Genomic DNA, 18,368 nt, shown 5'->3' with positions numbered 1-18,368 from the left:
CACAAGTTGTCCAGAGCCTTCCCTTATAAAATTGTGAATAAGTTGTGCATAAAATCCATGTTGCTACCCTGCAACGACAAAAATTTGGCAATTTTGAGGCTATGCGCTTCCGGCTTTTTGCCTACAATGAAGTTCCAACTATCGCAGTTGCCATAGATTGTTGGTTCAGGGCGCGTCAATATTCGACGCGCCCTTTTTTATGGTTCTTTGCGAATTGACCCCTCGCTCACCGCAATACTTTCAAGTACTTAGGCGTTCTCGTTGATGAATCACATCAGAAATTTTTCGATCATTGCGCACATTGATCACGGCAAATCGACGCTGGCGGATCGAATCATTCAGCGCTGCGGTGGTTTGCAGGACCGTGAAATGAGTGCGCAGGTTCTTGATTCGATGGACATCGAAAAAGAGCGTGGGATAACCATCAAGGCGCAGACCGCTGCGCTTAAATACAAGGCACTCGACGGGCAGGTCTACAACCTCAATCTGATCGACACACCGGGCCATGTGGACTTCTCGTATGAAGTGAGCCGCTCGCTGTCGGCCTGCGAAGGCGCATTGCTGGTGGTGGATGCCAGCCAGGGTGTTGAAGCGCAGACGGTGGCCAATTGCTATACCGCGCTCGACCTCGGCGTCGAGGTGGTGCCCGTCCTGAACAAGATGGATCTGCCGCAGGCCGACCCTGACAATGCCAAGCAGGAAATCGAGGACGTGATCGGCATCGATGCGACCGATGCGATTCCGTGCAGCGCCAAGACCGGCATGGGTATCGACGAGATTCTCGAAGCGGTCGTTGCCAGGATTCCACCCCCCAAGGGCAATCCGGCTGCCGCTCTGCGCGCCATGATTATTGACAGCTGGTACGACGCCTATGTGGGCGTGGTCATGCTGGTGCGTGTGGTGGACGGGCGCCTGGCCAAGGGTGACCGCATCAAGCTGATGGCCAGCGAGGCGATGTACAACGCCGAGCAGCTGGGAGTCTTTACCCCGCACACCGAGCCGCGCCAGTCACTGGAAGCCGGTGAAGTGGGCTTTGTGATCGCGGGCATCAAGGAGCTGCAGGCGGCGCGGGTGGGCGACACCCTGACCATGATCAAGCCTGGCACGGGTGGCGCTGCTTTCACGGCCACGGAACCGCTGCCCGGCTTCAAGGAAATCCAGCCTCAGGTGTTCGCCGGCCTGTACCCGACCGAGGCCAGCGAGTACGACTCTTTGCGGGACGCGCTGGAAAAGCTCAAGCTTAACGATGCCTCGCTGCACTACGAACCCGAAGTCAGCCAGGCCCTCGGTTTTGGCTTTCGCTGCGGCTTTCTGGGGCTGCTTCACATGGAAATCGTCCAGGAGCGGCTGGAGCGGGAGTTTGACCAGGACCTGATCACGACGGCGCCCAGCGTGGTGTACGAAGTGCTTCAGGCCAATGGCGAAATCATCAAAGTCGAAAACCCCTCGAAAATCCCGGATGCCGGAAGAGTCGACGAGATCCGCGAGCCCATCGTGACCGTGCATCTTTATATGCCGCAGGACTATGTCGGCGCCGTCATGACGCTGGCCAACCAGAAGCGCGGGGTTCAGATGAACATGGCCTACCATGGCAAGCAGGTCATGCTGACCTACGAGATGCCGCTGGGCGAGATCGTGCTGGATTTTTTTGACAAGCTCAAATCCGTGTCGCGCGGCTACGCGTCCATGGACTACGAGTTCAAGGAGTTCAGGCCCTCCGACGTGGTGAAGGTCGATATTTTGCTCAACGGCGAGAAAGTGGACGCGCTGTCCATCATCGTGCACCGCAGCCAGTCGGCCTACCGCGGCCGGGCCGTGGTGGCCAAGATGCGCGAGATCATTTCACGCCAGCAGTTCGACGTGGCAATCCAGGCGGCCATTGGCGCCAACATTATTGCGCGTGAGACAATCAAGGCGCTTCGCAAAAACGTGATCGCCAAATGCTACGGTGGCGACATTTCACGCAAGCGCAAGCTCCTTGAAAAACAAAAAGCGGGTAAGAAACGCATGAAACAAATCGGTTCGGTCGAAGTGCCCCAAGAGGCCTTCCTGGCTATTTTGCAGGTAGAAGAATAATGCTCGGTGCGATGAGTTCAATCACGGCCGTCGTGCTGGCGCTGTTTGCCGGCTATGGCGGCGCCTGGTATTTCGGGATGGTCGAAGGCAATTTTTCCCTGCTGCTGTTTCTGGCGACGGTGGTCACCGGGGTGTACTGGCTGGCCGAGCGGTTTTACTTCTTGCCGCAGCGCCACCAGGCTGCTGCCGCGCTTGCGCGGAGCGCAGTCCAGCGCCGGGCCGAGCTGGCCAAAATGGGCATCAACCAGGTTGATGGCAATGTCGAGCAGGCCAAGTCAAAACTCATCATGCAGCCCTGGTGGCTGGACTGGACGGCGGGGCTGTTTCCGGTGATCGTGGTGGTCTTTCTGCTGCGCTCTTTCCTGTTCGAGCCTTTCAAGATTCCCTCCGGCTCGATGATCCCGACCCTGATGATCAATGACCTGATTCTGGTCAACAAATTTCACTACGGTGTCCGGCTGCCGGTCATCAACACCAAGCTGTTCGACAACAACAGCCCGCAGCGCGGGGATGTGATGGTGTTTCGCTACCCGCCCAAACCCAGCCTGGACTACATCAAGCGGGTGGTGGGCGTGCCCGGTGACGAAGTGGCCTACCTGAACAAGAAGCTCACCATCAACGGCCAGCCCGTCAGCAAGACGGCCTTGCCTGATTTCTTTGACGAAGATTCATTGCGCTACGCCAGGCAATTTCAAGAAGTGCTGGGCGCCAAAAACCACCGCCTGCTCAACGACGATGACCGCCCGGCTTTCATTCCCGGAACGGACGAGTTTCCGTTCAAGCAAAATTGCCGGTACAGTAGCGAGGGCGTGGTTTGCAAGGTGCCCGAAGGTCACTATTTCATGATGGGTGACAACCGCGATAATTCGCTGGATTCACGGTATTGGGGCTTTGTGCCCGAGAAAAATATTGTGGGGAAAGCCTTTTTCGTGTGGATGAATTTCGGCAACCTCAAGCGTATAGGTTCTTTCGAATAATGTCGGTGGACCGGGCTGTACGTGAAACAACGATACAACGCGGCAGCCCATTTCACTGAACTGAAGTGATTTAAGTTGACAAGCAGGCAGGAGAAGCACATGAAACATCAGCAGCGCGGCATTTCGTTTATTGGTCTTTTGTTCGTGGGCGGTGTGCTGGCGTTTGCAGGGATCATGGTGGCGCAGGTGACGCCTACGCTGATAGAGTTTCAGGCCATCAACAAAGCCGCCAGCAAAGCCCAGGAGGGCAACACGGTGGCAGACGTTCGAAACATTTTTGACAAGGCTGCGGCCATTGATGACATCAAGTCAATCACCGGCAAAGACCTGGTGGTGGCGAAAGAGGGCGACAAGACCGTGGTCAGCTTTGCCTACAACAAGGAAATTCACATTGGCGGCCCGGCCTTTCTGCTGCTCAAGTATGCCGGCAGTACCAAGTCCAAATAAGTGAGTTCTGGCGCCCCGTCAAATCCTGGTCTGCTGGCCCTGCAAAAGCGCCTGCAGCACGACTTTTCCAACCCCCAGCTGCTTGCGCAGGCCCTGACGCACCGCAGTTTTTCCTCCGGTCACAACGAGCGGATCGAGTTTTTGGGCGACTCCGTCCTCAATCTGGCGGTGGCCGGCCTGCTGTACGAGCAATTGAGTGATTTACCCGAAGGTGACCTGTCCCGGGTGCGCGCCAACCTGGTCAAGCAGGACACCCTGCATCAACTGGCGGTTGGCCTGGGCCTGCCTGAACTGGTGCGCTTGGGCGAAGGCGAAGCCAAATCCGGCGGCCAAAAGCGTCCTTCCATCCTGGCTGATGCGCTGGAAGCCGTGATTGGCGCCGTTTACCTGGACGCCGGCTTTGACAAGGCGGCCCAACTGGTGCGCCGCCTGTTCAAGGATGTCGAGATCAACCCGCAAATGCCGGCGATTGGCAAGGACCCCAAAACAGAGCTGCAGGAATGGCTGCAAGGGCGCAAAATGAATTTGCCCATTTACCGCGTGGTGGGCACCCAGGGGGCTGCGCACAAGCAGACCTTTGACGTGGAGTGCGAAATTGCGGAGTACGGGCGGGCAGAGCGCGGCATTGGCGGCTCGCGCCGTGCCGGTGAGCAAGCGGCGGCAGCGGCCATGCTGGTTTTCCTCAAAGCGCTCAAGCCTTGAAACGAGCTGCAAAAAACGAGCTGCAAAAACGAGTTGCGAATGCAGCTGAAACGATTGACTGACCATGACTGCAGGTAAAAAAGATTCTCCCAAACCGGCGGCCGACGAGGCCGGCGTGAATGCCGGCACCGATCCGCAAGCGCTGGAGGCCATGCTGGCCAACGCGATGCGGTCCGGTTCTGCTGCCGCTGCCGAGCCCGCCTTGCCAGCCCGCGAGACGCCTCCGGTGGACAGCCAGCGTTGCGGCCTGATCGCGATTGTGGGCAAGCCCAACGTCGGCAAATCCACCCTGCTCAACGCGCTGGTCGGGCAGAAAATCAGCATCACCTCGCGCAAGGCGCAAACCACGCGCCACCGCATCACCGGCATGCGCACGGTGGGGGCGGCGCAGTTTGTGTTTGTCGATACCCCCGGTTTTCAGACCCGGCACGGCAATGCGCTGAACCGTTCGCTCAACCGCACCGTGGTTGGTGCGGTGAGTGACGTGGATCTGATTGTGTTTGTGGTCGAGGCCGGCCAGTTCAACCTGGCCGATGCCAAGGTGCTGGCGCTGCTGCCCGAGAAGACCCCCGCCATCTTGCTGGCTAACAAGTTCGACCTGATTCACCGCCGCGCCGAGATCGCGCCCTGGCTGCGCGCCATGCAGGAGCGCCACGACTTTGCCGAGTATGTCCCCATGTCGGCCAACAACGCCAAGGATATTGAGCGGCTGTTCGGCATCTGCGAGAAGTATTTGCCGGTGCAGCCCTGGATGTACGGCGCCGACGAGCTGACCGACCGCAGCGAGCGTTTCATGGCGGCCGAGATCGTGCGCGAAAAGCTGTTTCGCCTGACCGGTGACGAGCTGCCCTACACCTCGACGGTGATCATCGACAAGTATGAAGAAGAGGGCAGTCTGCGCAGAATTGCCGCCACCATCGTGGTCGAGCGCGAGGGCCACAAGGGCATGATCATTGGCGAGAAGGGCGAAAAACTCAAGCGCATTGGCACCGAGGCCCGGCACGAGCTGGAAACCCTCACGGGCGGCAAGGTGTTCCTGGAGATTTGGGTCAAGGTTCGCTCGGGCTGGGCCGATGATGAGGCCAGAGTCAAAACCTTCGGGTATGAGTGAGGCCCCCACGCTTGTCGCTTCGCGTACTGCGCTGCCCCCCGAGGGGGCCGCTGCGCCTGCGGCCCGGCTAAGCCGGTTCCGCGGCCCCTGCTGGGAGGGGAGTGCTTGCGCTGGTGTGGCGATGAGCTGCTGGCCTTCTGCCTGACGCCTTGATCATGGCCACCAAACGCATCAGCGACGAACCGGCCTATGTGCTGCACCGTTACGACTGGAGTGAGTCCAGCCTGATCCTGGAGGTCTTTACTCGCCAGTATGGGCGGGTGGCCCTGGTGGCGCGCGGCGCCAAAAAACCCAGCTCCAGCTTCCGGCCCATCTTGCTGCCGCTGCAGCCGCTGCACCTTGCTTTTGGCGGCGATGCCGAAATCCGGACCCTTAAAAGCGCCGAATGGCAGGGCGGCCATGTCATGCCCACGGGCGATGCCCTGCTGTCGGGCTACTACCTCAACGAGCTGCTGATGCGCCTGCTGGCGCGCGATGACCCGCACCCGGTCCTGTTTGATGCCTATGCCGCCACCGTGCAGCTGCTGGCCAGCCAGAGTGACGAGACCCTGCAGCTGGTCTTGCGCGCCTTTGAACTGCGGCTGCTGCAGGGCATCGGCCTGCTGCCCCAGCTGGATGTGCAGACCGCCACGCTGTCACCACTGGAGCCCCGGACCCGTTACGTGCTGGTGGCCGAGGCCGGGCTGCGCGAAGCGCACGATGATGACCGCGCCAGCCTGCCCGGCGAGCAGTGGCAGGCGCTGCAGCAGGCGCTGGGTGACGACGCGCTGTTTTCCGACACCGTGCAGGCCTGCATCCCCGGCCTGGGCGAGCTCAAAACCCAGCTGCGCGCGCTGCTGAACTACCATTGCGATGTCAAGGTTCTCAAAACCCGGCAAATGATGATGGACCTTCAAGCCCTGTAATTAATTTGGCCCCAACTTTGTAATCAAGCATGGCAGCACCCCACCCCGTTTCCCGAACCGCTCTTTCGGTCAATGTCAACAAGGTCGCCTTGTTGCGCAACACCCGGCATCTGGGCATTCCCAGCGTGGTGCGGGCGGCCCGCCTGTGCCTGGAGGCGGGCGCGCAGGGCATCACGGTGCACCCGCGTCCTGACGAGCGGCATATCCGCAGCCACGATGTGAGCGAGCTGGCGGCGCTGCTCAAGGAATGGCCGGACCGGGAGTTCAATATCGAAGGCAACCCCTTTCACAATTTGATGGACTTCGTTCGTCAAGTGCGGCCTCACCAGTGCACGCTGGTGCCTGACAGCGAAGGCCAGTTCACCAGTGACCACGGCTGGTCGTTTCCGGACGATGCGCAGCGCCTCAAACCCATCATTGACGAGCTGCACGCGCTGGGCGTGCGGGTGAGCCTGTTCATGGACCCGGTGCCCGAAGCCATGGCCGCCGCCCGGGCCGTGGGTGCGGACCGGGTGGAGTTCTATACCGAAACCTACGCCCGGGCCTGGGGCACTCCGGCAAAAAATGAGGCTTTAAGCCGTTTCATCGAGGCAGGACGGGCGGCAGCAGCTATCAATTTGGGAGTGAATGCCGGCCACGACCTGAGCCGTGACAACCTCACCGAGTTTTTGCGCGCGGTGCCGGGGGTGCAGGAAGTGTCAATCGGCCACGCCCTGATCGCCGATGCACTGGAGCTGGGCTACACCGCCACGGTGAAAGACTACCTGCGCTGCATTGACGAGGCGTTTGCATCCGCATGAAGACGCAGAGCAGGCAATTTTCCGCCGGGCCGCCCCAAGGAAAATTAGCCCCCCCGGGGGGCAGCGAAGGACACGCCAGTGCCGAGCGTGGGGGCCATTCCTCATGATTTACGGAGTCGGCACCGACATCTGCGACGTGCGCCGCATACGCGCCAGCCTGGAGCGCCATGGCGAGCGCTTTGCGCAAAAAATCCTGAGCGACGCCGAGCTGGCCACCTGGAAAGAGCGCAGCGCACGCTGGCCGGATCGTGGCGTCCGCTACCTGGCCACGCGTTTTTCGGCCAAAGAGGCTTTCAGCAAGGCGATCGGGATGGGCATGCACATGCCCATGACCTGGCGCGACTGCGAAATCGCCAAGGCGGCCAGCGGCAAGCCCGAGATTGTGTTGCACGGCGCGCTGAAAGACTGGTTTGAAACCCGCCAGCTGAGCGCGCATGTCAGCGTGACCGACGAGAACGAGTATGCGGCCAGCTTTTGTGTTGTAGAGAAAAAAGAGCCCTAGCCGGCGTCAAACCTGCGCAAGCAGCTATCAATTAAATAGTAACCTTGAAACCCTTCCCATGACCCAGCACGCCCCCCTCATCATCGACATTGCCGGCCAGTCGCTCAGCAAAACCGACCGCCGCCGCCTCAAGCATCCGCTCACCGGCGGCATCATCCTGTTTGCGCGCAACTGGAAAGACCGCGCGCAGTTGGCCGAACTGTGCCGCGACATCAAGAAGGTGCGCACTGACCTGCTGATTTGCGTGGACCACGAAGGCGGCCGGGTACAGCGCTTTCGCACCGATGGCTTTACCCATCTGCCGCCCATGCGCGCCCTGGGCGAGCTGTGGATGAAAGACCAGCTGGCGGCCACCAATGCCGCCACCGCCTGTGGCTACGTGCTGGGCGCCGAGCTGCGCGCCTGCGGCGTGGACTTCAGCTTCACGCCGGTGCTGGACCTCGACTACGGCGAAAGCGGCGTGATCGGCGACCGCGCTTTCGGTCGCGACCCGCGCGTGGTGACTTTGCTGGCCAAAAGCCTGATGCACGGCCTGCTGCAAAGCGGCATGACCAACTGCGGCAAGCATTTTCCCGGCCACGGTTTTGTCAAGGCCGACTCCCACACCGACATTCCCGTGGACAAGCGCAGCCTCAAGGCCATCCTGGCCGACGACGCCGCGCCCTATGAATGGCTCAACACCACGCTCACCAGCGTGATGCCGGCGCATGTGATCTACCCCAAGGTCGATGCCCGCCCGGCCGGGTTTTCGGAAAAATGGCTGACCTTCATCCTGCGTGGCCAGCTCGGCTTTGGCGGCGCGATTTTCAGCGACGACCTGAGCATGGCCGGTGCGCGCCTGATTGACGGCCGGCAAGTCAGCTACACCGAGGCAGCGGTCACGGCCCTCAACGCCGGCTGCGACATGGTGCTGCTGTGCAACCAGTCGGTGGGCGAGGGCAAGCCGGTCGATGAATTGCTCGATGGCATGGCCGAGGCGCTGGTCAAAGGGCAGTGGGAGGCGCTGGAGTCGAGTGAGATGCGCCGGCGCGACCTGCTGCCGACGACGCCGGCTCACGAGTGGGACGAGCTGATGCTGCATCCGGCCTACATGCATGCGATGGGGCTGATTCCTTGAGTTCAGCTTGGGTGCACTGCTCTCTGGTCTGCTATTAATTGAGTAGCTGCTTGCGCCCATATTCATTGGGCTTGAGCTTGATTTGACGCGGAGATTCAGGCGCGAACCGCACCGCCATGCAGTTTCAAGCCCAGTGCGTGCGTCACCTTCAAAATGGTGGCAAAGCTCGGGTTGCCTTCGCCGGAAAGCGCCTTGTACAAACTCTCACGCCCCAGCCCCGTGTCTTTGGCCAGTTGCGTCATGCCACGGGCGCGGGCGATGGTGCCTAGCGCCTTGGCTATGAAGGCCGCATCGTCACCGGCCTCTTCCAGGCAGGCTTCAAAATACAAGGCGACATCTTCCTCGGTCTTGAGGTGTTCGGCGCTATCCCATTTGCGCAGTTTCAATGCCATATTGATCTCCTACAGTTCCCGCGCCAGCTTCAGCGAACCCATCAGTCGCTCCAGCGGAGGTAGAACAGCAAGTACGGATCACGAATATCGAGGACATCGTTGTCCGATTCCCATTCAATGATGTTGCGATTCTCGGATTCGTTGGCAATTGATGCGATGTGCGAACAGGCGCCAGTGACGCTTGATCCACTCGGCTGTTCAGCAGCGCAAATGGACTGAATCCGTCGCTGCAGATTTGGGTACCGCTGTGTCAGTTCTGGTGGGTCAAGAGCTACCGCGCGAAGTATCAGTGGATAGACGTCTATAACCGCACCGTCGCGCGTTAGATACGACTTCCTGTCCTGCCCGCGAGTTTTAGGACCATCGCGCATCTTGGCGACAGTAGACGAATAGTCGGAGGTGGCCGCAGTCCGCGTGCAAACTCGGTTGATGGCATCTCGATCTGAAGCAAGATGCTTAGTGGGTTCTTGCATCTCCCTGGCATCATTCTCGAAGCATGTGGTGAGGCAGAGGGATTGCATCAACTGCGGAGAGCCTGCGGCTTCGCTTGCCAGCGCGACTACATACGCAGATGTGGCGCTGGCCTGCAGTGCACCGAACCCTCGATTGGCAATTTTGGCCAGTTCGTCTGCCTTCCAGTAGTCAAAGTCAAGCTTCACAGTGCGTCCACGGAGATCGGGGTTTGCGCGGATCGCATCATCCGAGTGATAAGGGACGGAAGCTACGACGAAGATCACTCCATTGCGGATAGCTTCTTTGATCTGATTGGATAGTTCGACTTGAACCTGTCTGGGGATGTAGTGGAAGTCGTCAATGAAGACGACTAGGCCAGTCCCTGCGAGTTCGCGAATCAGGAGTTGGAGATAGTCGACAGCAACGTCCGCCTGCTCCTCCGTAGACTTGGTCCACTTTCCCTCTGCCGACAGTTCGCCCGTGGCGCTGACAAGGATTCCCGCTTCTCCCCCCACCTTTCCGCCGATCGTTCCCTCAAAGGATGAGGCACTGGCTGTTCTTCGGGTAGTAGGTGTTCCGACTATGTCGAAGACGCGATCCCATAGCTTGTTGGCTTCAGTGATGCCGGCTCCCGTGACCTGAACTAACCTGTCCTTTCCGATGTTCTTTTCAATGAACACCGTCTTTCCAGACTTGGATGGACCAGAAAGAGAAATGACGGCAGCGCCTGTTTCAAGCGCGTCGGCGAGTATTTGAGAACGCTCTTTCAGATGGTCATCAACGTACGTAACCTCGGGTAATTTACCTGGAGTGAATACTTCAGTTGCGCGCATAGGGGGGTCTTTCTGGTTGATAACGAACAGCGTTTATTTGCCGCGAGGCGATGCATGAAAGAAGCGCTGGACTCATACGCGGCAGATAAACCTTGTTGGACTGAACCGCCCGGCGCGGCGGTTGAATGTTGATCTGATGGCCCATAGGGGTTTGTAATTTCCAGGCGGCCAAGCTGACCAAATTATGACTGAGCTCGAATGCGGCTTGCTTACTATCATTTAAATAGCTGCTTGCGCCCGTACTATTTGGGCCGGAGGCATATTTTTATGCAGAATAGCTGTCGAGCGGCGCCCAAAAGCCCGCACCGTGACCGCGCATTTCGTGGCCACTAGCCGGGGCCGGTCAGTCTGAGGTATCGTCAAATCCTTTTCGTCCACTTTTCCTTTGTTTGGGAGTACTCACCATGAAATCAATCCAACGCAGGGCAGCCATGCTGCTGGTCGGTGCCCTGGCGGCGGGCGGCGTGCTGGCGCAGTCGGCGGCACCGGTTCGAGTCGGTTCCAAAATCGACACCGAGGGCAAACTGCTGGGCAACATGATTGTCCTGGCGCTGGAGGCCAACGGCATCAAGACTGAAAACAAGGCCTCGCTGGGCAACACCAAGGTCGTGCGCGGCGCCATCACGGCCGGCGAAATTGATCTTTATCCGGAGTACACCGGCAACGGCGCGTTTATTTTCTCGGAAGAGTCCAGCCCGGTCTGGAAGAACGCCAAGGCGGGTTACGAGCGCGTCAAGACGCTGGACTACGACAAAAACAAGATCGTCTGGCTCGAACCCTCGCCGGCCAACAACACCTGGGCGATTGCGATTCGCAAAGAGGTGGCGGCTGCCAACAAGCTCAAGACCCTGGACGACATGGGCAAGTGGGTCACGGGCGGCGGGCAGTTCAAGCTGGCGGCATCGGCCGAGTTTGTCGAACGGTCAGACGCATTGCCGGCATTCCAGACGGCCTACAACTTCAAGCTCAAGCCCGAGCAGATCCTGACGCTGGCTGGCGGTGATACGGCGGTCACGATACGCGCGGCGGCCGAAAAAACCTCGGGCGTGAACGCCGCCATGGCCTATGGCACCGACGGCGCAGTGGCTGCGCTGGGCCTGGTGATCATGGGAGACCCCAAAGGCGTGCAACCCATTTACGCGCCCACGCCCATCATCCGGGAAGAAGCGCTCAAGAAAAATCCAAAAATCAGGGACGTGCTGGCCCCTGTGTTCAAGCTGCTGGACGGCCCAACCCTGCAGGCCTTGAACGCGAAGATTCAGCTTGACGGACAGGATGCCAAAAAGGTGGCTTCAGATTTCCTGAAGTCCAAGGGGCTGCTGAAGTAAGCCTCCTCGCCTGCATCGATGCAGACAGGCCAGACCGGCGTGAAGGAAGCTGTGGACACAGTTGGCAGCGCTGATTCTGGAGACTTTTCGAGATCGCCGCCCCTGCGATGGAGCCCCGTCCTGGTGGCCATGTCGTTCATGGGGGCGTGCGTGCTTTACGGCTTGCCGTTTTTGCGCGTGGCGCCCAACCGTCTGGTATCGGGCGAGTCCGTTTCCTTTATTGCGGTGCTGCAAGGCCCCGGGTGGCTGTTGGTGGCTTTAATGGCCACCTTGCTGCTTGCCGCATTTTTTAAACCCGGTCGCGCACTGCTGTGGTCCGTGGTCATCGTTTCATGTGTGCTGGTGAGTGGCCTGATCTGGCTCGCAGGCAGTTATGCGTCCTTTGTCGCCGAGACCGAATCGCCCCTTGCCCGGACCTCGCTGGGGGGCGCATTCTGGGCCGTGTTGTTGCTTTTGGGCCTGATTGCGGCGGATGGGGTACAGCGTCTGCGGGCAGGCAACGCGCAACGCTTTGCAGTCGTCGTGGCTGTGGTGGGCCCGGTTGGCTTCATGCTGTCGGCCGGTTGGTGCGACGACCTGTCCATCATGAAGGAGTATGCAAACCGCTCGGATATCTTTATGGGCGTGGTCGTGCGGCATATTCAGATCGTAATGGTGGCGGCGGCCTTCACCCTGTGCATTGGCCTGCCACTGGGCTGGCTGGCCTGTCAAAAAACCAGAATCGCCGGCGCGCTGTTCCCGCTGCTGAACATCATTCAAACCATCCCTTCGATTGCCTTGTTTGGCCTGTTGATGGCACCGCTGGCCCTGCTGGCAGCGGCCTTGCCCGCGCTCGCCAGGGCAGGCATCAGCGGCGTAGGCTTGGCGCCGGCCGTGATTGCGCTGACCTTGTACGGTTTGCTGCCGGTGGTCAGGGGCACGGTGGCCGGCCTGGAGCAGGTTCCGTCCGGTGTGATTGACGCAGCCACCGGCATGGGCATGACGCGCTTGCAGATTTTCGGGCGCATCGAGCTCCCCTTGGCCCTGCCGGTTGTTTTGGGGGGTGTGCGCACCGCCATCATTCAGGCCGTGGGGCTGGCTGCCGTCACCGCGCTCATCGGGGCGGGTGGGCTGGGGGCCATCATGTTTGAAGGACTCTTTAGCAGTGCGCAGGACCTGGTGTTGCTGGGCGTCGTGCCCATCATCGCCCTGGGGGTGCTGGCCGATGCTGTCTTCAAGGCCCTGATCAGCCTGGCCAGCTTCACCGGATCAGGAAGTGGCATGCAGTCATGATCGAATTTCAGAACATCAGCAAGTCCTATGGCCCTGTCACCGCGATAGACGGGCTGAACCTCAAGATTGAGCGCGGGGAGTTCGTGGTCCTGATTGGCGCTTCGGGCTCGGGCAAGTCCACCATGCTCAAGATGATCAACCGCATGGAAAACCACGATGCGGGAAGAATCCTTTTCGATGGCGAAGAAATCTACAGCTTCAAGGTGCGCGAGCTGCGCCTGCGCATGGGCTACGCCATTCAGTCTGTGGGCTTGTTTCCGCACTGGACGGTGGAGCGCAACATTGCAACCGTGCCCCAGATGCTGGGCTGGACGGCCCAAAAAATCCGCGATCGCGTCACCACGCTGCTGCAGTTGTTTGACCTTGACCCCGAGACCTACAGAACACGTTACCCTCACCAGCTGTCGGGCGGTCAGCAGCAGCGCGTGGGCGTTGCCCGTGCCCTGGCGGCTGACCCCGATGTGTTGTTGATGGACGAGCCGTTTGGCGCCCTGGACCCGGTGATCCGGGCGTCATTGCAGCTGGAGATGAAGCGCGTTCACCAGGCCTCCGGCAAAACCATCGTGATGGTCACCCACGACATCGACGAGGCCTTGCGCCTGGCCACCAAAATCGTGCTGCTCGACCAGGGCCAGATTGTGCAGGTGGCTGCGCCGCTGGAGCTCCTGGCCAGGCCCGCCAACGCCTTCGTGGTCGACTTTGTGGGCCGCAGTGATATCGGCATCAAGCTCTTGTCGCTGCAGTCTGCCCAAGGCCTTGCACGAGAGGAACCCAGGCAACCAGGCCCCAGCTTGCCCGCGGCGACAACGCTGCGCGAGGCCGTGTCGTTTCTGGCCATGCACCAGAGCGCAGTGGTTAATTTGACGGATGCCGCCGGCGCCCACGCGGGCGTGCTGCATGCCGCCGATATTTTCAGCAAAGCTGAGCCTTCCGATGTCTAGCGCGGGCAGGCTGCATCGTCTGGCCGGGCTGACCGGGGACAGGCTGTTGTGGGCCGCGCTGACGCTGGCCGTGCTGCTGCTCTGGCTGCCGCATTCACAGCCCTTTTTCTCCAGCCTTTTTCCCGAGCTCGATCGTCCGGTTTACAGCCAGGAGCCGTTTGCGCAACTGCTGTGGCAGCACTGCAAGCTGGTGGGCGTGTCCAGCGCGGTTTCTGTTTTGCTTGGAAGCGCTATCGCCATCTGGATCACACGCCCGATCGGGCGGCAGTTCCAGCCGGTCGTGGAGACCGTGGTGTCCATGGGGCAGACCTTTCCGCCCGTGGCGGTGCTGGCGGTGGCGGTACCTGTGGTGGGCTTTGGCGAGTTGCCCGCACTCATTGCCCTGGCCTTGTACGGCTTGCTGCCCGTGGTGCAAGGCACTGTGTCGGGCCTGCAGTCAGTTCCAGAATCGGTCCGTCAGTCGGCCACTGGCATGGGCATGTCGCCCTGGCAGTGTTTGCGGCAGGTCGAAACCCCTTTGGCGCTGCCGGTCTGGATTTCCGGCGTGCGCACCTCCGTCATCATCAACATAGGCACCGCAGCCATCGCCTCCACCGTGGGCGCAAAAACCCTGGGCTCGCCGATCATTGTCGGACTCAGCGGCTTTAACACCGCCTATGTGTTGCAGGGGGCGGTGCTGGTGGGCATGCTGGCCGTGGTGACCGACATGGCTTTTGAGCGCTTGTCTCGCCTTGCCTCGTGGAAGCGCTGACTGCTCGGCTAGGCCGTTGGCCAGGCCAGCTTGCCCGCCGCATCCATATGCGTCAGGTACACGCGCAGGTCAAATTCATACTGGTGGTACTGCGGCTCCATGTGGGTGCACAGCTGGTAGAACGCCTTGTCGTGCGCCTTTTCCTTGATGTGGGCCAGCTCGTGCACCGCAATCATCTTGAGGAACTCTGCCGGTACGTCCTTGAACAGCGTGGCCACGCGGATTTCGCGTTTGGCCTTGAGCTTGCCGCCTTGCACACGTGAAACGGCGGTGTGGGTGCCCAGCGCATGCGCAATCACGTGCAGCTTGCTGTCAAAAGCCACTTTGCTGAGCGGCTCGGCGTTGCGCAGAAACGTGTTTTTAAGGTCCATCACGTAGTCGTACAAAGCCTTGTCGGTGCGTACGTCGTGCGCCCTCGGGTACTTTCCGAGCAGCATGCCGCCCAGACGGTCCTGCGCCATGAGCTGCCGCACCTGGGCCTTGAGGCTGTCGGGGTAGCCCGAGAGGTATTTCATCGGATGGCTGGCGGGATTCATTTGCTATTCTTTTGATAGCTACTGGCGCGTGCTGGAAGCAGGCTGGAGGCTTGAAATCTGAAAAGGGAGTTGAAAATCGGCAAGCCCGGGAAGATGAGCCTGATTTTAGCCTGTCGATACCCTGACCGCGGTGCCGGCACTGACGCCAATTTTTGCTAACCTTGGGCCATGAACCACGCCCACAGTCCGGATACCCGTCGCATCAATCTGGCCCTGCAGGGCGGCGGCTCGCACGGTGCGTTTACCTGGGGCGTGCTCGATGCGCTGCTCGAAGACGGACGCATCGACATCGAGGGCATCAGCGGCACCAGCGCTGGGGCCATGAACGCGGTGGCGCTGGCGCATGGCTTTGCCTCCTCCGAGGGCAAGTCCACGGTGCAGCAGCGTGAGGCGGCGCGCGAGGCGCTGGCCAGCTTCTGGAACGGCATTGTCGGCATGGGCGCGCTGTCGTCGTCGGTGTCACAGTCGCTGTCGCAAATGCAGCGCGCACCGTTTGACATCCTGTTTGGCCACCTGGGGATGGGCAGCCGTGCGGGGCCGTCCAAGCTGTGGACCGACGCCATGACGCGCTACTGGTCCCACACACTGTCGCCTTACCAGAGCAACCCGTTTGACATCAACCCGCTCAAGAAATTTCTGGAAAGCCAGGTCGATTTCGAGCGGCTGGCGGCGGCCCGGCATCCCGGCACGCCCAAGGTCTTTGTGGCGGCCACGCGCGTCACCACTGGCAAGGCCGAGGTGTTTTCAGGCAAGCGCCTGACCGCCGATGCCGTGATGGCCTCGGCCTGCCTGCCCATGGTGTTTCAGGCGGTGGAGATTGACGGCGATCATTTCTGGGACGGCGGTTATTCGGGCAACCCCACCATGCATCCGCTGATTTACCACTGCGACAGCCGCGACATCGTGCTGGTGCAGATCAATCCCATCGAGCGCGAGCAGCTACCGACCAACGCGGGCGAGATCATGGACCGCATCAACGAAATCACCTTCAATGCCGCTCTGATTGCCGAGATGCGCGCCATTGATTTCGTCAAGCGCCTGCTGGCCGAGGGCAAGCTCGATGCCGGGCATTACAAGGATGTGCTGATGCACCGGGTGGATGGCGGCGAGGTGCTGGAGCAATTCCAGGCCTCTACCAAGTCATCGACCGACGCCGGCCTGATTCACGCCCTGCGCGACCTGGGCATCCAGTGCGGCAAGGCGTGGCTGGACAAGCACTACCCCTCGCTGGGTGTGGATGACAGCATTAATATTGCCCGGGATTACCTCGATGATTTGCGCATGCCGGTGACCAAGGCAAAGGCCCAAGCGGCATCCCCGGCACGCCCGCAAACCCTGGCTCCGCCAGCGCGCAAGACGGTGGGGCGCAGAATCCGCTCTGCTTTTGACAGCTACCTGCGCAGGCTCAAGAAGCGCAAGGATTGAGTTTGCCTTTGCGCTTTCACCACACCGGGGCAGTGGCAATACTGTTCGGTTAAGCAAAGAGCCGTTCGGGCTGAGCTTGGCCTGTCCTGAGCTTGTCGAAGGGTCGAAGCCTTGGTGTCGATCGCGCAGGCCCTTCGACAAGCTCAGGGCGAACGGGGCTAACTGAACAGCATTGGGGCTAGTGGTGCTCTTGCACCTCGCGGCGCAGCGCAGGAAACAAAATCACGTCGCGGATGCTGGGGCTGTCGGTCAGCAGCATCATCAGGCGGTCAATGCCCACGCCGCAGCCCCCGGTGGGTGGCATGCCATATTCCAGCGCGCGGATGAAGTCATGGTCGTAGAACATGGCTTCGTCGTCGCCGCTGTCCTTGGCCGCCACCTGGGCGTTGAAGCGTGCCGCCTGCTCTTCGGCGTCGTTGAGCTCGGAAAATCCGTTGCCGAATTCGCGGCCCGTGATGTAAAGCTCAAAGCGCTCGGTGACTTCGGGGCGCTGGTCGTTGGCGCGCGCCAGTGGCGAGATCTCCGTCGGGTGTTCCATGATGAAGGTCGGCTGCCAGAGTTTTTCCTCGACCGTTTCCTCGAAATACAGCACCTGCAGACTGGCCAGGGAGCGCGTGGACAGCCGGTCCTTGGCTTCGGTACAGCCCAGTTTCTTGACCTCGCTGGTCAGCCAGGCCATGTCGTCAACCTGCTCGCCCGCTTCGGTGTGCTTGAGGATGGCTTCGCGAATCGTCAGGCGTTCAAACGGCTGGCTCAGATCCACCGGCCTGCCGCTATAGGTCAGCTGCAGTGTGCCGGCTGCTTTTTGCGCGGCATCGCGGATCAGTGCTTCGGTAAACGTCATCAGGTCGCTGTAGTTCCACCAGGCCGCGTAGAATTCCATCATGGTGAACTCGGGGTTGTGGCGCACGCTGATGCCTTCGTTGCGGTAGCTGCGGTTGATCTCGAACACGCGCTCAAACCCGCCCACGATCAGGCGCTTGAGGTAGAGCTCGGGCGCGACGCGAAGAAACATCTCCTGGTCCAGCGCGTTGTGGTGGGTTTTGAAGGGTTTGGCGTTGGCCCCCCCCGGAATCGGGTGCAGCATCGGCGTTTCGACTTCGAGGAAGTCGTTGGCCACCATGAACTCGCGCAGGCCGCTCACAGCCTTGCTGCGCGCCACGAAACGCTTGCGCGCCGTCTCGTCGGTGATCAGGTCCACATAGCGCTGGCGGTATTTGATTTCCTGATCGGCCACGCCATGAAACTTGTCGGGCAGGGGGCGCAGGCTTTTGGTCACCAGCCGGATGCCGGTGGCATGGATGGACAGTTCGCCGGTTTTGGTTTTGAACAGCGTTCCCGTGGCGGCCACGATGTCGCCCAGGTCCCAGTGCTTGAAGGCGTGGTGGACGTCCTCGCCCACGCCCTCGTTGTTGATGTAGACCTGAATCCGGCCGCCCGACGGGCCAAACGAGGCGTCCTGCAGCGTCGCAAAGCTGGCCTTGCCCATCACGCGCTTGAGCATCATGCGGCCGGCCACGCTGACCTTGACGGCCAGCGGTTCCAGTTCTTCCTTGGTTTTGCCGTCGTACAGCGCAAACAGCGCTTCGGCCCGGTCCACCGGCTTCACGTCATTGGGAAAGGCAACGCCGGCATGGCGGATGGCCTTGAGCTTTTCGCGGCGCTCGGCGATCAGCTGATTGTCATCTGGCGCTGCGGTGGCAACAGGGGCAGCGGGCGGGTTCGTAGGGGTGGACATAAAGGACTGGGTTCCAGCAAAGGGGCAAAAAAGGGTGTCGGGCGCCCGGGTCATGAATCATG

General features: G+C 60.6%; 18 protein-coding genes. 14 read left to right on the top strand and 4 right to left on the bottom strand.

Annotation, left to right across the window (positions count from 1 at the left end):
• Positions 1 to 264 precede the first annotated feature (264 nt).
• From lepA to nagZ, 9 genes are all read left to right on the top strand, one after another.
• Complete coding sequence (gene lepA, locus V6M61_RS08640) at positions 265 to 2,076, top strand: translation elongation factor 4 (protein WP_332776157.1); 1,812 nt, start codon at positions 265 to 267, stop codon at positions 2,074 to 2,076.
• Positions 2,076 to 3,053 carry a signal peptidase I gene (lepB, locus tag V6M61_RS08635; RefSeq protein ID WP_332776156.1) on the top strand — a complete coding sequence of 326 codons (978 nt, stop codon included), beginning with the start codon at positions 2,076 to 2,078 and terminating at the stop codon, positions 3,051 to 3,053. Before lepA ends, lepB begins: the two co-directional genes overlap by 1 nt.
• Before the next feature lie 99 nt (positions 3,054 to 3,152).
• Positions 3,153 to 3,500: a DUF4845 domain-containing protein gene (locus V6M61_RS08630; protein WP_332776155.1), complete on the top strand. Its 348-nt coding sequence runs from the start codon at positions 3,153 to 3,155 to the stop codon at positions 3,498 to 3,500.
• The gene (gene rnc, locus V6M61_RS08625) at positions 3,501 to 4,202 is read left to right on the top strand and encodes a ribonuclease III (RefSeq protein WP_332776154.1); all 702 of its coding nucleotides are present in this window, start codon (positions 3,501 to 3,503) and stop codon (positions 4,200 to 4,202) included. It begins immediately after the preceding gene.
• A 64-nt stretch (positions 4,203 to 4,266) separates the two neighbouring features.
• A complete protein-coding gene (gene era / locus V6M61_RS08620; protein WP_442957752.1) occupies positions 4,267 to 5,313 on the top strand; it encodes a GTPase Era in 1,047 nt (348 codons plus the stop codon).
• 155 nt (positions 5,314 to 5,468) lie between these two features.
• Positions 5,469 to 6,218: a DNA repair protein RecO gene (gene recO, locus V6M61_RS08615; protein ID WP_332776153.1), complete on the top strand. Its 750-nt coding sequence runs from the start codon at positions 5,469 to 5,471 to the stop codon at positions 6,216 to 6,218.
• A 29-nt stretch (positions 6,219 to 6,247) separates the two neighbouring features.
• A complete protein-coding gene (locus tag V6M61_RS08610; protein ID WP_332776152.1) occupies positions 6,248 to 7,018 on the top strand; it encodes a pyridoxine 5'-phosphate synthase in 771 nt (256 codons plus the stop codon).
• A 103-nt stretch (positions 7,019 to 7,121) separates the two neighbouring features.
• Entirely contained in the window at positions 7,122 to 7,520 is a 399-nt protein-coding gene (gene acpS, locus V6M61_RS08605) for a holo-ACP synthase (RefSeq protein WP_332776151.1), read from the top strand.
• Between the two features lie 58 nt (positions 7,521 to 7,578).
• Positions 7,579 to 8,637, top strand: a complete 1,059-nt coding sequence (gene nagZ / locus V6M61_RS08600) for a beta-N-acetylhexosaminidase (protein ID WP_332776150.1) — start codon at positions 7,579 to 7,581, stop codon at positions 8,635 to 8,637.
• Positions 8,638 to 8,732: 95 nt separating this feature from the next.
• Here nagZ and V6M61_RS08595 read toward each other — a convergent pair whose 3' ends face one another.
• Together V6M61_RS08595 and V6M61_RS08590 are read right to left on the bottom strand one after the other, a co-directional pair.
• Positions 8,733 to 9,029, bottom strand: a complete 297-nt coding sequence (locus tag V6M61_RS08595; RefSeq protein WP_332776149.1) for an addiction module antidote protein — start codon at positions 9,027 to 9,029, stop codon at positions 8,733 to 8,735.
• Positions 9,030 to 9,070: 41 nt separating this feature from the next.
• Complete coding sequence (locus V6M61_RS08590; RefSeq protein ID WP_332776148.1) at positions 9,071 to 10,315, bottom strand: hypothetical protein; 1,245 nt, start codon at positions 10,313 to 10,315, stop codon at positions 9,071 to 9,073.
• 404 nt (positions 10,316 to 10,719) lie between these two features.
• Between V6M61_RS08590 and osmF the strand changes: the two genes are divergently transcribed.
• The 4 genes from osmF (at position 10,720) to V6M61_RS08570 (ending at position 14,607) form a co-directional block, all read left to right on the top strand.
• The gene (osmF, locus tag V6M61_RS08585) at positions 10,720 to 11,643 is read left to right on the top strand and encodes a glycine betaine ABC transporter substrate-binding protein OsmF (RefSeq protein WP_332776147.1); all 924 of its coding nucleotides are present in this window, start codon (positions 10,720 to 10,722) and stop codon (positions 11,641 to 11,643) included.
• Positions 11,644 to 11,772: 129 nt separating this feature from the next.
• On the top strand, positions 11,773 to 12,915 hold the full coding sequence (locus V6M61_RS08580; protein WP_332776180.1) for an ABC transporter permease: 1,143 nt from the start codon (positions 11,773 to 11,775) through the stop codon (positions 12,913 to 12,915).
• Positions 12,912 to 13,856 carry an ABC transporter ATP-binding protein gene (locus V6M61_RS08575; RefSeq protein WP_332776146.1) on the top strand — a complete coding sequence of 315 codons (945 nt, stop codon included), beginning with the start codon at positions 12,912 to 12,914 and terminating at the stop codon, positions 13,854 to 13,856. Before V6M61_RS08580 ends, V6M61_RS08575 begins: the two co-directional genes overlap by 4 nt.
• Positions 13,849 to 14,607 carry an ABC transporter permease gene (locus V6M61_RS08570; protein ID WP_332776145.1) on the top strand — a complete coding sequence of 253 codons (759 nt, stop codon included), beginning with the start codon at positions 13,849 to 13,851 and terminating at the stop codon, positions 14,605 to 14,607. The genes V6M61_RS08575 and V6M61_RS08570 overlap by 8 nt, the downstream gene beginning before the upstream one ends.
• 8 nt (positions 14,608 to 14,615) lie before the next feature.
• Here V6M61_RS08570 and V6M61_RS08565 read toward each other — a convergent pair whose 3' ends face one another.
• Positions 14,616 to 15,143 (bottom strand): M48 family metallopeptidase, encoded by a 528-nt coding sequence (locus V6M61_RS08565; RefSeq protein ID WP_332776144.1) that lies wholly within the window; start codon positions 15,141 to 15,143, stop codon positions 14,616 to 14,618.
• Positions 15,144 to 15,311: 168 nt separating this feature from the next.
• On the opposite strand from V6M61_RS08565, the gene V6M61_RS08560 reads away from it, so the two are divergent.
• Entirely contained in the window at positions 15,312 to 16,568 is a 1,257-nt protein-coding gene (locus tag V6M61_RS08560; protein ID WP_332776143.1) for a patatin-like phospholipase family protein, read from the top strand.
• Positions 16,569 to 16,746: 178 nt separating this feature from the next.
• Here the strand turns inward: V6M61_RS08560 and lysS are convergent, their stop codons facing one another.
• A complete protein-coding gene (gene lysS / locus V6M61_RS08555; protein WP_332776142.1) occupies positions 16,747 to 18,306 on the bottom strand; it encodes a lysine--tRNA ligase in 1,560 nt (519 codons plus the stop codon).
• Positions 18,307 to 18,368: the final 62 nt, after the last annotated feature.

The sequence above is a fragment of the Polaromonas sp. genome (assembly GCF_036676035.1).
Taxonomy (GTDB): Bacteria; Pseudomonadota; Gammaproteobacteria; order Burkholderiales; family Burkholderiaceae_C; genus Polaromonas.
This window is presented reverse-complemented; position numbering and strand designations above follow the sequence as displayed.